Source organism: Arcobacter venerupis, from assembly GCF_013201665.1.
Taxonomy (GTDB): domain Bacteria; phylum Campylobacterota; class Campylobacteria; order Campylobacterales; family Arcobacteraceae; genus Aliarcobacter; species Aliarcobacter venerupis.
On sequence record NZ_CP053840.1, the window covers coordinates 1,079,786 to 1,094,091 of the forward strand.

Below are 14,306 nucleotides of genomic sequence, written 5' to 3' on the forward strand. Positions count from 1 at the left end.
TTAATCCTTTGGGGTAATAAAATAATTTGATATGATAATTGCATCTTTTTCATTTAAAACATTTTTTAATTCTTCAACAGATGCATTTTTGATTTTCTCAAATTCACCAAAATATAAAAGAAGTTTTTTGATTTTTGCTTCTCCTATTCCTTTGATTTGTAATAGTGAAATTTGTTTGTCTTCTGCTCTTTTTTGTTTTTTGTGAAAATTGATTACAAATCTGTGAGCTTCATCTCTTTGTCTTTGTACAAATTGCAGTCTTTTATCACTTGTTGATAATTTCAGATTTTTAAATTCTCCATTTTTATCTTTATAGTGAATAATATCTTTTGCTGCACCTTTTGCTCTGTGAGCCTTTGCATCAACTTTCTCTTTTGCAACCGCAATTATATCAAGATTTACTCCAACAGATGAAACAATATCATAGGCTAATTTTAAAAGAGTTTCTCCACCATCAATAATCCATAAATCGGGTGCTGGATTTTTTTCAAAACTTTCAACTCTTCTTATTAACATCTCTCTCATTTGTGAATATTCATCTTTTGATTCAAGATTATAGTGTCTAAAAGATTTCTTTTCAAAAGAGTTTAACTCTTCACTCCAAACAACCATAGCTCCTACAGTTGCTTGTCCCATCATATGCGAGTTATCATAACTTTCAACTCTAAAAGGAAGTGTTTGAAGTGTGAATAAATCTTTTAACTCTTCATAAATAGTTGTTTGATTTTTACTTGAATCAATTCGTAAAAGCTCTTCACAATTACTAAGGGCAATTTGAACAATATCTTTTTTCTTGTCTTTTTTAGGATTTATAATTTTAATCTTTTTGCCAAATTTGATTTGTAGAAACTCTTCAAGTTCAACCGTATCAGATAACTCAATTCCCACTAAAATCTCTTTTGGTAAAAGAGGAATTTCATTATCATAGTAGTTAATAATTGCTCTTTTATAAGCTTCTTCATAATCAAAATCAAAACTTTCATCAAAACTATCAACTTTTAAAAAGTCATGGCTTGAAGATGCAATTTTTCCATCTCTTATGAACATTCGTACAATTACTGCTTTTTTATTAGAAGCTGTGATTGTGAAAATATCTATATCTTCATTTGTTGTTAAATCAATTCCTGATTTTATTTGAGATTTTTCTATTGTTTTTATTCTATCTCTTATCATCATTGCATCTTCAAATCTAAAATCATTTGAATATTGCAACATTCTTTCATTTAGTTTTGAGATTAATTTTGTTTTGTTGTAGATATATTCTAAGGCATTTTCTACAATTTTTGAATACTCTTCTTTTGAGATTTTATTTTCACATGGGGCAAAACATTTTTTTATTTGATGGAACAAACAAGCGGTTTTACCCTTAACACAAGATTTTTTTTGCACAAGAGGAACTATTTCATAGATGCTATCAAGCATATCTTTTGCACCTGTTGAGTATGGTCCAAAATATTTGATATTTTTGCCTTTATGGATTTTTCTTGTGATTTCAAGTCTTGGAAAATCTTCACCATAATCAATTACAATATAAGGATAGGTTTTATCATCTCTTAGTAAAATATTGTATTTTGGTTTTAATTGTTTGATTAAAGAGTTTTCCAAAATCAAAGCATCATGTTCATTTGGAACAACTATCCATTCGAGGGTTTCAACTTCACTAATCATTTTGTAAATTCGTGGCCCCAACTTATCAGCGGGTAATAGTTTTGGAGTAAATTTAAAATATGATTTAACTCTATTTTTAAGGACTTTTGCTTTTCCTATATAGAGTAAATGACCCTGTTTATCAAAGTATTGATAAACACCAGCATCAGAGGGAAGTTGTTTGAGTTTGTCTTGTAGATTCATGGTGGAATAATACCCGAAACTGTTTAAAATATTTTAAAATTTGCAATGGTTAGAATATAAACAACTAAAACCTCTGATTAGTGATTAATAAGACTAAAATGAATCCCTTGTCCAAGGAATTAAAATGAAAGTGATAGAACTTAATAGAGATGAATATTTAGTCTCAGTGAAAAAAATAGCAGATTTTAAAAGTTTGTCATTTTCTAAAAATGCTCTAGAATGGTGGGATAATTACTACAGTTGGGAAAAATTTCCCCCTTTATGTTTAGTAAACGACAAAGGAAAACATGTTTGTTATTTATTTTACACCATTTCAAAAGATAATGAATATCTAACAATTCACAACCTTTTAACACCAAATACACATAGAAGTTTCGGTTATGCCTATAAACTTTTAAAACATCTTTTTGCCCATTTAGCTGATAATAAAATTAGAAGATTCAAAATGAATTGTGTTAGTTCCTCTTTGGATTTTTATAATAAATTAGGCTTAGAGTATTGGGGAATTAATGATTTATCTCAATATTATTGCGATTTTAAAATGCCTCTTTTAGATATTAGTGAAATTCCCCAAATTGTAAAAGATTCAAGATTAAGTGAAATAAGTGATGAAAGAATTATGCAGATTTATGAAAAACTTAAAAATAATGGCACAGAAGTTGAAGAAAAAATGCTTGATAAATTTGAAGAATTAAAAGAAAAACTAGAAGGAAAATATCATTTTAATCTACTTCAAGAAAGAGTTGATGAGATTGAACCTCCTAAAGATTAGCCTCAAACCAAAGTTTGCAAAAACTATCATAAATGATTTTAAAGTGTTTTAGTTTTATTTTATGATAACTCTTTTTAGTTTGGAAATAATTATTTAAAAGAATTTTTTCTTCATTTTTATTTAGATTAAATTCAACACAAACGCAAGCTAAATCAAAAAATCTGTCATTTGTTCCTGCATATTCCCAATCTATTATTTTAAAGCCTTTTTTATTAAAAATTATATTTTTAGGATTTAAATCATGGTGTGTTAAAACAGGTTCAAATTTATAATTTTTTAGAACTTTTATACTTTTATGACATTTTCTTATTAGTTTTTTACTTTTTTGATTTGAAAGTTTCTTTGAATAGTTTTTTAAGTCAAAAGATAAATCATAGGCTTTTGTTTTTACTTTAAAATTGTGAAACTTTTTTATTTTTGATACTAAGTTTTTTAGTTCATTAGTAGATAATTTAGTTTTATGAATACCTTTTTCATACTCATAAATCATAAAATTTTCATTTAAAAAAATAGGTTTTGAAGCTATATTTTTTTTGTGAGCTTTTTTTTGAATTTCATATTCAAACTCACGGCTTATATTTACGCTCTCATTTGATTTGAAAACTCTAATTACATAGGAATTTGATGATGTTTTTAGAAGATAACTTATATTATTAAAGCCTTGACTTTTTAATAACTCAAGGCTTAATAACTCTTCTTTAAATATATTGTAACTTTTAAGCGATTCTAAGTTCAAGGTTTCCGTACTCTTTTTTCCAGTTATTGTATGCAACAAAAGCTAAAATAGTATATAAAGCAAATAAAATAGCCGTTAAATAAAAACCTTTATTTATATAAATATAAATAGAAACACTATCAATCACAATCCAATAAAGCCAGTTTTCTAAGACTTTTTTTGTAAGTGTATAAGTTGTAAATACTGCAAATACAGTTGTAAATGTATCCAAATAAGCATAATCGGCACTTGTATAATTTGCCATTATATAGCCTAATCCAAAAGATAGAACTATCAGTGCTAAAATAATTTGTATATTTTTAGCCAAACCATAAGTCGATATTTCTAACTCTACATTCTTATTTTTAACATTTCCATATTTCCATGAATACCAACCATAAACAGCCATTACTAAATAAAAAATATTTAATGCACTATCCATTAAAAGTGAAGCATCAAAAAATAAAATACTATAAATTAAAGTACTAATAAATGCAGCAGGCCAACACCAAAGATTTTGTTTTATTGCCAAAACAAGATAAGTAACTGATAAAAATACAGCTAGCATTTCCCAAGAAGTCATATATGATATGGCTTCTTGAATATTATTTGTAAAATTTTCTATTGTAAAACCTTATTTTAAAAGTTTTTTTATGTCAGCTTCTATTGATTCAGGAGTTGTTGTACTTGCATATCTATCTACAATATTTCCCTCTTTATCAACTAAAAACTTAGTAAAATTCCATTTTATATTTTCTGTTCCTAAAATTCCTTTTTGGTTAGCTTTTAAAAATGTATATAAAGGCGATTCATTTTCACCATTTACATCTATTTTTGCGAACATATCAAATTTTACTTCATAAGTTAAACTACAAAATTCTTTGATTTTTTCATTTGATTCTGGTTCTTGATTTGCAAATTGATTAGATGGAAATCCTAAAACCATAAAATTTTCATTTTTGTATTTATCAAAAAGGTTTTCTAATCCTTCATATTGACCAGTAAATCCACATTTACTAGCAACATTTACAATCAAAAGAACTTTTCCTTTGTACTTAGACATTGAAACTTCTTGCCCATCTATTGTTTTTACATTAAAGTCATAGATACTCATTTTATTTTCCTTTGCATTTATAAAACTAAAAATTAGTAAAAGTGAAAGTACTATTTTTTTAATCATATTATTCCTTTATTTGATTTAATTTTAAATAAGATTAATTTTATCTAATTTTATAATTAACTTGTACTTTAAATATGTTAAGTTATCAAAAGAATAATCATTTAGAAATATATACATCTGTTTAAAAATTAGTATATTTGAAAAAAACTTTTTTTAAATAAGATGATACTATTATTAATGTTACAAAAATATCTATGAGATAAAGGGGTAATTAATGAAAAAATTAAATTTTGGAAGTAAATTATTATTGATTTTAGTTTCAATAACTGTAATTTCTTTGAGCTTAATGATATATATCGTTTCATCATATTCTTACACAAATTCAAGAGATGATGCACAAAGTTATATAAATGAACTTACAGAAAAAAATGCTTTAGAAGTTAAAAATACTTTAGATAAAGCAATCGTAATTTCAAACTCTATTGCAAATAGATACACAAGTTCAATTGAACATGATGAAAAACTTTCAGAAGAAGGAACAATAAGATATTTAAAATCTCTTCTTGAAAATAATAAATTTATTTTAGGTGCTTGGTTTACTTTTGAAGAAGGAACTAATTTTTATGAAAAAAATGATGGTTCAGGTAACCCAAATTACTATACAAAAGCGGGAAATTTTCAACCTTATGTAGTGAGAAATAATGATGGAACTTTTACAATTCAACCTGCATCTGCATTTGATTTAGCATCTGAATGGATAAATCTTCCATATAAAAATAAAGGCATTTCAATAACTGAACCATACAATTATGATGTTGATGGAAAAACTATTCTTATGACGACAGTTTCTTCTCCTGTTTATTATAAAGGTAAATTTATTGGAGCTGTTGGAGTTGATTTCTCACTTGATTACTTTAATAAAAAATCTAATGAAATCAAATTATTTAAAACTGGTTATACAACAATTCTTGATTCTTATGGAAAAATAATAAGTCATCCCACAAAAGAAATCTTAGGTAAAAATATAAAAGATATTAGTAGAAGTCCAAATCTTCTAAAATCTTTAGAGTTTAACAAAAAAGGAGAATCTTATTCTTATATCGATAAAAATATAAGAAATGGTGAAAATTCATATTTCTATATTTATCCTTTTGAATTTGGTGAAACAAAAACTTATTGGTCTTTTGTATCAATTGTACCTGAAAATGAATATTTAGAAAAAGCAACATTCATTCGTAATTTTTCTATTGTTTGTGGTTTAATCGTATTAATAATAATCATTCTTGTACTAATTTATAGTATGAAAGTGTTGAATAAAAACTTGACTATTATAAAAGATGGTTTATTGAATTTTTTCTCTTACCTAAATAAAGAGAGTAAAAATGCACAACTCATAAAAATAAATTCTACAGATGAATTTGGTCAAATGGCAGAAATGATAAATGAAAATATTAAAAAAACAGAAAATTTAATTATTCAAGATAATGATCTTATTGAAGATGTAAAAAGTGTTGTTAATGAAGTGAAAAATGGAAGATTTGATAAAAGAATAGAAAGAAATACAGAAAATGCAAATCTTGAAGAGCTTAAAAATACTTTTAATGAAATGTTAGAAACAACAAAAAATAGCGTAGGTTATGACATAAATAAAATTGCACAAGTGTTAAATAATTTTGTAAAACTTGATTTTAGAGGAAGAATTGATGATAAAGGTAATATTGCAGTTGGGATAAATAATTTAGCAAATATTATTACTCAAATGTTAGTAGAAAATAAAACAAATGGTCTAACTTTAGATGAAAGTTCAAATATACTTTTATCAAATGTAGATAAATTAAACCAAAGTTCAAATGAAGCAGCAGCATCTTTAGAAGAAACAGCAGCAGCAATAGAAGAGATAACTTCAAATATTAGAAATAATACAGAGAATATTTCAAAAATGGCAATTCTTTCAAATGAAGTAACAGCTTCTGCTTCTCAAGGTGAAAAATTAGCGAATCAAACAACAGTTTCAATGGATGAAATAAATAATCAAGTAAACCTGATAAATGAAGCAATAACAGTGATTGACCAAATTGCTTTCCAAACAAATATTCTTTCTTTAAATGCAGCCGTAGAAGCAGCAACAGCAGGAGAAGCAGGAAAAGGATTCGCAGTAGTTGCAGCAGAAGTGAGAAACCTAGCTTCAAGGTCAGCAGATGCTGCACGTGAGATAAAAAGTATAGTAGAGACAGCAACAGTAAAAGCAAATGATGGTAAAAAAATAGCTGGAAATATGATAGAGGGATATAAACAATTAAATGGAAATATCACTCATACAATAAATTTAATACAAGATATACAAAATGCATCAAAAGAGCAGTTGTTAGGAATTGAACAGATAAATGATGCAGTAAATCAATTGGACCAACAAACACAACAAAATGCAGCAGTAGCATCACAAACACATGATGTGGCAGTGTTAACAGATGAAATAGCAAAACTAATAGTAAGTGATGCAAATGCAAAAGAGTTTGCAGGAAAAAATGAAGTAAAAGCAAAAGATGTAAAAACAAATAACTATCAAAGAGAGTCAAAACAAGAGATTAAAAGAGAAAAATCTCCAATTTTAAAAACTTCAAGTCATAAAAAAGAGATAAAAACTCAAACTACAAACGATAATGAGTGGGAAAGCTTTTAAGCTCTCCCCTTTTTACATAAAAAAAATAACGCAAAAAATAACGCAAAATAAACTAAAATAATTATCTTTTTTTTCTTTTTAATATCATAACGCATTCAATTATGAAGAAATAAAAATTAATATTATAAATTAGTAATGTTTGTTAAATTTAATAAATAATTATAAAAATAATGGTTAATAAATAATTAATGAAAAGTACATAAAAAGTATACAAAAATAATAAAAATATAGATAAAATACAAAATAAAGGATAAGGAGAACGGATGATAAATAATATGAAAGTGAGTTCTAAACTGGGATTAGGATTTGGATTTTTAGTAGTGTTAGTGATATTTCTTGGAATAGTTTCTGTACAAAAGATGTCGACAGTAAATGAACAATCTACAATTATAACCCAAAATTGGATGCCAAGTATAAAGGTAATTGAAGAGATAAATACAAATACCTCAGATTTTCGTATTGCTCAATATAGTCACATATTAGCACAAACTCCTGAAGGTATGAAAAATGCTGAAAAAGATATGGATGAAGTATTAGCTACGATGAAAGAAAATCGAGAAGTATATGAAAAACTTATATCTACTTCTGAAGAAAAAGCATTATATGAAAATTTTTCAAAAGAGTTTGATATATATATGCAAATACATAAAGAATTACTTTCTATATCAAGGGAAAATAAAACAGAAGAAGCACAAAAAATTATTGATAAAAGTAAAAAAGAATTTGATGAATTTTCTTCTACTTTACTAAAATTGGTAAAAATCAATGTTGATGGTGGAGAAAAATCAAGTAAAGATGGAGATGAAATATATAATAATGCAAAAATATTACTTATTACTATTATAATTATATGTATTATCTTGTCTCTTCTAATAGCTTATTTTATTAGCAATTCAATAGTTAATTCTTTGAAAAACGTACAAGATGGATTAATTAGTTTTTTTGCCTATTTGAATAGAGAATCTACAACAGTTAAGCTAATAAATCTAAATACAAAAGATGAATTTGGAGTTATGGCAAAAATTGTAAACGAAAATATAGAAAAAACTGAAAAAGGTATTGAAGAAGATAGAAAATTAATTGATGAAGCAATCACTGTTTTAGGAGAGTTTGAAAAAGGAGATTTAGGTCAAAGACTAAATATAAATGTTTCGAACCCAGCTTTAATGCAGTTAAAAAATGTATTAAATAAAATGGCTTCAAATTTAGAAATAAATATTGATAATGTTCTTACTATATTAGAACAATATAGTAATTATAAATATCTAAATAAAATTGATAAAAAAGATTTAACAGAACAACTTTTAAAATTAGCAAATGGTGTAAATACTTTAGGTGATTCTATTACTGGAATGCTAATAGAGAATAAAACAAATGGTTTAACATTAGATGAAAGTTCAAATATCTTATTGAAAAATGTGGATAAACTAAATGTTAGTTCAAATGAAGCAGCAGCATCGTTAGAAGAGACAGCAGCGGCAATTGAAGAGATAACATCAAATATTAGAAATAACACACAAAATATAGCAAAAATGGCAACTTTTTCAAATGGAGTAACAGCTTCAGCCTCAGAGGGTGAGAGATTAGCAAATCAAACAACTCAATCTATGGATGAGATAAATACACAAGTTAATCTAATAAATGAATCAATAACAGTAATTGACCAAATTGCTTTTCAAACAAATATTCTTTCATTAAATGCTGCTGTAGAAGCAGCAACAGCAGGAGAAGCTGGAAAAGGCTTTGCCGTAGTTGCAGCAGAAGTGCGAAATCTAGCTTCAAGGTCAGCAGAAGCCGCAAAAGAGATAAAAGCAATAGTAGAAAATGCAACAAAAAAAGCGAATCAAGGGAAAGATATAGCTAATAATATGATAAGTGGATATAAAGAGTTAAATCAAAATATTCAACAAACAATAAACCTAATCCAAGATATTGAGATGTCAAGTAAAGAGCAATTAACAGGAATAGAACAAATAAATGATGCAGTAAATCAGCTAGATCAACAAACACAACAAAATGCAGCAGTTGCATCACAAACACATGATGTAGCAGTGTTAACAGATGAAATAGCAAAACTAATAGTAAGTGATGCAAATTCAAAAGAGTTTGCAGGAAAAAATGAAGTAAAAGCGAAAAATGTAAAAACAAATAACCATCAAAGAGAGATAAAACAAGAGATTAAAAGAGAAAAAACAGTAACAAGTACAAAAACTGCAACAAAAAAACAAGAGATAAAACCTCAAACTTCAAATGACAATGAATGGGAAAGCTTTTAAGCTCTCCCTAAATTTATACAAATACTTTTAATTATTTTTATAATAATTTGATAAAATAAAATCAAAATAAAAAAAGGTAAAATGTGCACAAAAAATTAGAAATATTAAATAAAATTGAACATAAGAATAAAGGAGTAAGTGAAGTTACAGATTTTCTTTATTCAAAAGAACTAATAAATGCACCTCTTGCATTATCAGAGTTTTTTGAAGCTTGCAAAAATTATCCTATATTTTTTGCAAAAGATAAAGATGGTAAATGGTTTTCTTCGGTTCTTTTAGGTTACAAAGAGAATGAAAATCTATTTGTAGATGAAAATGGTGCTTGGAAAGAGTTGCATTATATTCCTGCATTTATTAGAAGTTATCCTTTTATTTTATCAAATAAAGAGTCGACAAAAGAGTTACTTTTAACAGTTGAAAGTTCATTTTTGAATGAAAAAGAGTCTTCAAAAAAATTATTTGATGAAAATGGTAATAATAGTGAATTTTTAAATAATGTTTTAAAGTTTTTAAATCAATATTATGCAGATTCTTTATCTACATCTGAATTTATAAAACAGTTAGATGAATGGGAATTATTAGAAGAAAAAGTTGCAAATGTTGTTAATAGTAAAAATGAGAAATTTAGTTTAAATGGATTTTTTGTTGTAAATGAAGAAAAATTAAAACATTTAAGCAAAAAGAAAAAAGATGATATCTGTGCAAAAAATGCTTACGCTTTAATCACAGCTCATTTAATTTCGCTTTCAAATATTCATAAATTAGGAAGTATTAAATAAAGAATTAAAAAGTATGTTTTTTAATAGTTAATTTCAAGGTAAATTAAATGAATAGTTATTTCAATATTTTGATAAAATTGTTGATATTCCTAATTATTTTAATCTTGATTTTAATGACTTTATTTTTTGCTAATATTATAAATTTTAACTTTGATGATTTTAAAAATGATAATTCTCTTAAGAATTATAAGAAATCATCAGAAGAACTTAGCGATGAAAAAATCAAAAAGATAAATGATTCTTTAGAAAAAAGAGAAGAAAGAATAAAAGCATTAAAAGAAATAGGTAAAAAATTAGGCGGCTAAATTTTTATTTAGTTTTTAATAAAACAAAAATAAAATAAGCACCCAAAAAACTCACAGGTGCAAAAAAATAGTTATGAATTGGCACTTCTGAAATTAAATAAGCAAAGAAATTTAATACAAAAACAAAAATTATAAATTTAAGTATGCTATTCATTTGTTCTTCAAAAATAGTAAGTTTTAATATCTCTACTTTATTAAGAACTACTAATAAAAAAAAGATATTTATAAACATAGAGAAAAAAGACATTCTAATATTATTACTTTCTGAGATATTTAATATCTGAGATAAAAGAATAATTGAAATAGCTATTATAGAACCATATTTTGCAATAATATCTAAATCAATAACTTTTTTAAAACAACAATTTGAGATTGACCATAAAAGTCTTTTTTTCTTATTTTTCATTTTGAAATATTGGTTCATCTTCTACTTCGTCTTGTTGGATGAAATTTTGACTTGTAAATTCAAACTCAACAACACTTTTTTCTGTCATTTGATATGCTTTTGTAGAACCATATCCTGTTGAATAGATTCTTTCTTTTGCTATGTTATATTTAATTAATTCTCTAACAACATTATTTGCTCTTTGTGTTGATAATTCTAAAGCATCTCGATATTTAGTTCCTTTAGTTTCATCTTCATCTGCAAAACCTTTTACATTGATTTGTGTATCTTTTGGCATAGAAGAGATAATTTTTGCTAATCTAGTTAGGAATTCTGGTGCATATTGATTTGTAAGTTCTGCTCTCCCATTTTCAAATACTAATTTAGGAGGAAGTGAAATAGTTGTTCCTGATTGTTTTTCTATTAAAGATCCACTTTGAGCATTTTTATTTTCTAAACTATCTAAAGATGCAAGTAGGTTTGCATCTGAGGCTTTTTTAGATTCTACATCTGCATCAGTTTGTTTATCAGTCATTGATTTTTCAGTTTGTTCTTGCTCTTTCATGGTATCAGAAGCTGGATTAAAACCATAGATTTTCATAAATTCTTCTTTTAGTGCTTTTTGTTTTTCTATATTTACAGAAGCTAAAGCATAAAGTGCAATAAATAAAGCTAATAATAAACTAAGAAAATCTGCATATGGTACTGCCCATTTTTCCCCAGCTGGACATTCACATTTTGAACGTTTTCTTGCCATCTATTAAGCTTTTGTAGGCATTGAAGTTATCATTTTAGTTAATTTTAATTTTAACTCTCCTGGTGCATCACCTCTTGCAATACCTTTTGTAGCAGCTAATATAATTAGTTTTTCTTTTATTAAAATGTGAGCTTTTGCTTTCATTTTATTTCCCCAAGGTCCTAAAAATAAATATGCTCCTGAAATTCCAGTTACTGTTGCTGTAAATGCTCCTGCGATTCCAGCTGCCATTTCAGCTGGATTATCAAGTTTTTGTAAAGCAAGAATTAATCCAAGTACTGCCCCCACTAATCCCATAACAGGACAAGTTTCTCCTGCTAATAACCAATAATGTGAAGCACTGTGATAATAATGTTCTGTCTCTTCAATAATTGCATCTAAAGATTCTTCTATTTGTTCCTCTTTTGAACCATCAACAACCATACTTAATGCTTCTTTTAAAAATTCATCTTCTATTGTTTGAAGATCTTTTTCTAATGCTAAAACACCATGTTTTTTAACTGTAATTGCATAATTAACAAGTTCATCTATTCTATCTTCAAAATTAATAGGAGATTTTTTAAAAACAATTTTTAATTCTTTAAAAGCAGCAGAAAGTGCATGCGAATCCGTAGCAGTTGCAGCTGCAAACATTGCAGTTGGTATAACAATAATTATCGATGTTAAGTGAATAATATGGATAGGGTTTCCACCTTCCATTAAATCACCAATTGAAATTGATGCTATTGCTCCTAGCATACCAATAATTACGGTTAAATCCATTTAAAAGCCTTAGGTGGGAAATTTACAAAATATATGTTTATTTATATATCTTATCTACTAAATAGTTGCTTAAATAATTTTTTTTACTTGGATATACTTTATTATTTTTTTATTTAATCAGTTTATAACCCACTGCTCTTAGGTTTATAATCATTCCATTTTTTAGTTTTTTCTTTAGTTTATGAACTATCGTTCTCATGCTAACTGCTTCCATTTCTTTACTATCCCAAACATATTCGTGAATCATCTCATTTGTAACTGTGTTATTTATATTTTTTACAAGTAGGCTTAAAAGTAGTTTTTCTTTACTTGTTAGTTCTATTTCATTGTTTGATTTATGTAAAGTTTGTTCAAGCAAATTAAATGAAAAGTCATAACCTAAATCTATCAAAAAATCACTATTTTCATCTTTTTGTATATGACTTAAATGGTACTGAATTCTCAAAAATAACTCCTCAAAATCAAAGGGTTTTTTTATGTAATCATTACATCCTAAAGTGTAAGATTTTTTGATATTTTCTATATCAATTTCAGCACTAATCATTATAATAGGAACATTTAAATCATCTTTTCTGATGAACTCTAAAACCTTGTGTCCATCAAATCCTAAGACATTTAAATCCAGAATATACAAGTCATGTTTGCTATTTAATATTCCATCAACAGCTTTATAGCCATCGGTGAAACTATCCACAAAAAAACCTCTATTTTGTAAAGAGATTTTTATGATTTTATTTAAAGCAAAATCATCTTCAAGTAAAAATATTTTCATCTGTTTCCCTTGTAAATTAGATTTTCTGGAAAAATATAGGTAAATGATGTTTGATTGTTTATTGAGCTTACAATGATTTCTATTTCATATTTATCACAAATCTCTTTTACTATATTTAATCCTAATCCAAAACCTACATTTTTATCTTTTTGTTGATAATAGGCATTAAAAATTACTTTTGTATCAGCGATTTGTATTCCTTCATTTTTTATTTCAAGTTTATAAAAATCTTCTTTTTTCTCTAAAATAATATCTATATTTGAGTCTTCAAAGGAATATTTTATTGCATTTGAAAGGGTGTTATCAATAACTCTTTCTAACTCATAAGAATCCATAAAAATATCAAACTCTTCATGAATATCTAAACTCATATCAATATTCTTCACATTTGCCATTTCATCAAAAAAAGCTAATCTTGAAGATAAAAATCTCATCAAATTAATATGTGACATTTGCGAAACTCTTTTCTCTTTTTTACTTAAATAATATAAATCATTGTAAATTGATGATAGAGATTTACTTGAAGCTTTTATAGTTTCAAACTCCTCTTTATATCCCAAATTTGATTCTAAATTATCAATATTTAAACTTATGATACTAAGTGGTGTATTCATTTCATGTATGATTTTTTTTAGAAAAAAGTCTTGTTGTTCCAAAAGATTTGAAATGGTTTTTTTACTCTCAAAGATATTTAATTGAGTTTTGATTCGTGCAAGAACTTCCTCTTTTTCAAAGGGTTTAGTAATATAATCAACTCCTCCTTCTTCAAAGGCTTTTACTTTACTTTGTACATCATCCAAAGCACTAATAAAAATAATAGGAATATCTTTTAAATTCTCTTCTTTTTTTAAAAGTTTGCAAACCTCAAAACCATCAAGATTTGGCATTTTTATATCCAAAAGTATTAAGTTTGGTGGATTTAGCTTTGATGAATTTATTGCAAAATTTGAATCTGTTGTAGCTCTTACTTGATACTCTTCTTTTTCATTTAATAGAGTATTTAAGTAGTGAAGATTCTCACTTTTGTCATCTATTATTAATATTGTATATTTTTTATCCATGTAGTCATTCTTTTGTCTATTGTAGTTTGTTAAGATTATAGGTAAAAACAGATAAAAAGAGATTTAGGATT

At 26.1% G+C, this 14,306-nt stretch carries 14 protein-coding genes; 5 read left to right on the forward strand and 9 right to left on the reverse strand.

Translation table 11 applies throughout. The features are described from left to right. The gene (gene uvrC, locus AVENP_RS05385; RefSeq protein WP_128358918.1) at positions 1–1,851 is read right to left on the reverse strand and encodes an excinuclease ABC subunit UvrC; all 1,851 of its coding nucleotides are present in this window, start codon (positions 1,849–1,851) and stop codon (positions 1–3) included. 124 nt (positions 1,852–1,975) lie between these two features. Here uvrC and AVENP_RS05390 point away from each other — a divergent pair, with 124 nt between their 5' ends. Continuing rightward, positions 1,976–2,623, forward strand: a complete 648-nt coding sequence (locus AVENP_RS05390) for a GNAT family N-acetyltransferase (protein WP_128358917.1) — start codon at positions 1,976–1,978, stop codon at positions 2,621–2,623. Here AVENP_RS05390 and AVENP_RS05395 read toward each other — a convergent pair. From AVENP_RS05395 to AVENP_RS05405, 3 genes are read right to left on the reverse strand one after another with little or no spacing between them, the layout of a single operon-like run. Continuing rightward, on the reverse strand, positions 2,613–3,359 hold the full coding sequence (locus tag AVENP_RS05395; protein ID WP_128358916.1) for a choline/ethanolamine kinase family protein: 747 nt from the start codon (positions 3,357–3,359) through the stop codon (positions 2,613–2,615). The two genes, AVENP_RS05390 and AVENP_RS05395, sit on opposite strands and share 11 nt — an antisense overlap. Continuing rightward, complete coding sequence (gene pnuC / locus AVENP_RS05400; RefSeq protein ID WP_128358915.1) at positions 3,340–3,921, reverse strand: nicotinamide riboside transporter PnuC; 582 nt, start codon at positions 3,919–3,921, stop codon at positions 3,340–3,342. Before pnuC ends, AVENP_RS05395 begins: the two co-directional genes overlap by 20 nt. 51 nt (positions 3,922–3,972) lie before the next feature. After that, positions 3,973–4,452 (reverse strand): glutathione peroxidase, encoded by a 480-nt coding sequence (locus tag AVENP_RS05405; protein ID WP_128358999.1) that lies wholly within the window; start codon positions 4,450–4,452, stop codon positions 3,973–3,975. Between the two features lie 280 nt (positions 4,453–4,732). On the opposite strand from AVENP_RS05405, the gene AVENP_RS05410 reads away from it, so the two are divergent. The 4 genes from AVENP_RS05410 (at position 4,733) to AVENP_RS05425 (ending at position 10,498) form a co-directional block, all read left to right on the forward strand. Further along, a complete protein-coding gene (locus AVENP_RS05410) occupies positions 4,733–7,138 on the forward strand; it encodes a methyl-accepting chemotaxis protein (protein ID WP_128358914.1) in 2,406 nt (801 codons plus the stop codon). Between the two features lie 263 nt (positions 7,139–7,401). Beyond that, on the forward strand, positions 7,402–9,414 hold the full coding sequence (locus AVENP_RS05415) for a HAMP domain-containing methyl-accepting chemotaxis protein (RefSeq protein ID WP_128358913.1): 2,013 nt from the start codon (positions 7,402–7,404) through the stop codon (positions 9,412–9,414). Between the two features lie 83 nt (positions 9,415–9,497). Beyond that, on the forward strand, positions 9,498–10,193 hold the full coding sequence (locus AVENP_RS05420; RefSeq protein ID WP_128358912.1) for a SapC family protein: 696 nt from the start codon (positions 9,498–9,500) through the stop codon (positions 10,191–10,193). A 47-nt stretch (positions 10,194–10,240) separates the two neighbouring features. Beyond that, a complete protein-coding gene (locus tag AVENP_RS05425; protein WP_128358911.1) occupies positions 10,241–10,498 on the forward strand; it encodes a hypothetical protein in 258 nt (85 codons plus the stop codon). Positions 10,499–10,502: 4 nt separating this feature from the next. Here AVENP_RS05425 and AVENP_RS05430 read toward each other — a convergent pair whose 3' ends face one another. From AVENP_RS05430 to AVENP_RS05450, 5 genes are all read right to left on the reverse strand, one after another. Beyond that, entirely contained in the window at positions 10,503–10,904 is a 402-nt protein-coding gene (locus AVENP_RS05430) for a hypothetical protein (RefSeq protein WP_128358910.1), read from the reverse strand. Further along, positions 10,894–11,640, reverse strand: coding sequence for a flagellar motor protein MotB (gene motB, locus AVENP_RS05435; RefSeq protein ID WP_128358909.1), 747 nt, complete (start codon positions 11,638–11,640; stop codon positions 10,894–10,896). The genes AVENP_RS05430 and motB overlap by 11 nt, the downstream gene beginning before the upstream one ends. Positions 11,641–11,643: 3 nt before the next feature. Next, positions 11,644–12,402 (reverse strand): flagellar motor stator protein MotA, encoded by a 759-nt coding sequence (gene motA / locus AVENP_RS05440; protein ID WP_128358908.1) that lies wholly within the window; start codon positions 12,400–12,402, stop codon positions 11,644–11,646. Between the two features lie 109 nt (positions 12,403–12,511). Beyond that, positions 12,512–13,174, reverse strand: a complete 663-nt coding sequence (locus AVENP_RS05445; RefSeq protein WP_128358907.1) for a response regulator transcription factor — start codon at positions 13,172–13,174, stop codon at positions 12,512–12,514. Beyond that, positions 13,171–14,235: a hybrid sensor histidine kinase/response regulator gene (locus tag AVENP_RS05450; protein WP_128358906.1), complete on the reverse strand. Its 1,065-nt coding sequence runs from the start codon at positions 14,233–14,235 to the stop codon at positions 13,171–13,173. Before AVENP_RS05450 ends, AVENP_RS05445 begins: the two co-directional genes overlap by 4 nt. Between the last annotated feature and the right edge of the window lie 71 nt (positions 14,236–14,306).

What these genes read in the sequence shown, in the direction of transcription:
- uvrC (WP_128358918.1), bottom strand. Translation starts at nt 1,851, where the DNA reads ATGAATCTACAAGACAAACTCAAACAACTTCCCTCTGATGCTGGTGTT.
- AVENP_RS05445 (WP_128358907.1), bottom strand. Translation starts at nt 13,174, where the DNA reads ATGAAAATATTTTTACTTGAAGATGATTTTGCTTTAAATAAAATCATA.
- AVENP_RS05450 (WP_128358906.1), bottom strand. Translation starts at nt 14,235, where the DNA reads ATGGATAAAAAATATACAATATTAATAATAGATGACAAAAGTGAGAAT.
- motA (WP_128358908.1), bottom strand. Translation starts at nt 12,402, where the DNA reads ATGGATTTAACCGTAATTATTGGTATGCTAGGAGCAATAGCATCAATT.
- AVENP_RS05390 (WP_128358917.1), top strand. Translation starts at nt 1,976, where the DNA reads ATGAAAGTGATAGAACTTAATAGAGATGAATATTTAGTCTCAGTGAAA.
- AVENP_RS05430 (WP_128358910.1), bottom strand. Translation starts at nt 10,904, where the DNA reads ATGAAAAATAAGAAAAAAAGACTTTTATGGTCAATCTCAAATTGTTGT.
- AVENP_RS05405 (WP_128358999.1), bottom strand. Translation starts at nt 4,452, where the DNA reads ATGAGTATCTATGACTTTAATGTAAAAACAATAGATGGGCAAGAAGTT.
- AVENP_RS05415 (WP_128358913.1), top strand. Translation starts at nt 7,402, where the DNA reads ATGATAAATAATATGAAAGTGAGTTCTAAACTGGGATTAGGATTTGGA.
- AVENP_RS05410 (WP_128358914.1), top strand. Translation starts at nt 4,733, where the DNA reads ATGAAAAAATTAAATTTTGGAAGTAAATTATTATTGATTTTAGTTTCA.
- AVENP_RS05425 (WP_128358911.1), top strand. Translation starts at nt 10,241, where the DNA reads ATGAATAGTTATTTCAATATTTTGATAAAATTGTTGATATTCCTAATT.
- motB (WP_128358909.1), bottom strand. Translation starts at nt 11,640, where the DNA reads ATGGCAAGAAAACGTTCAAAATGTGAATGTCCAGCTGGGGAAAAATGG.
- pnuC (WP_128358915.1), bottom strand. Translation starts at nt 3,921, where the DNA reads ATGACTTCTTGGGAAATGCTAGCTGTATTTTTATCAGTTACTTATCTT.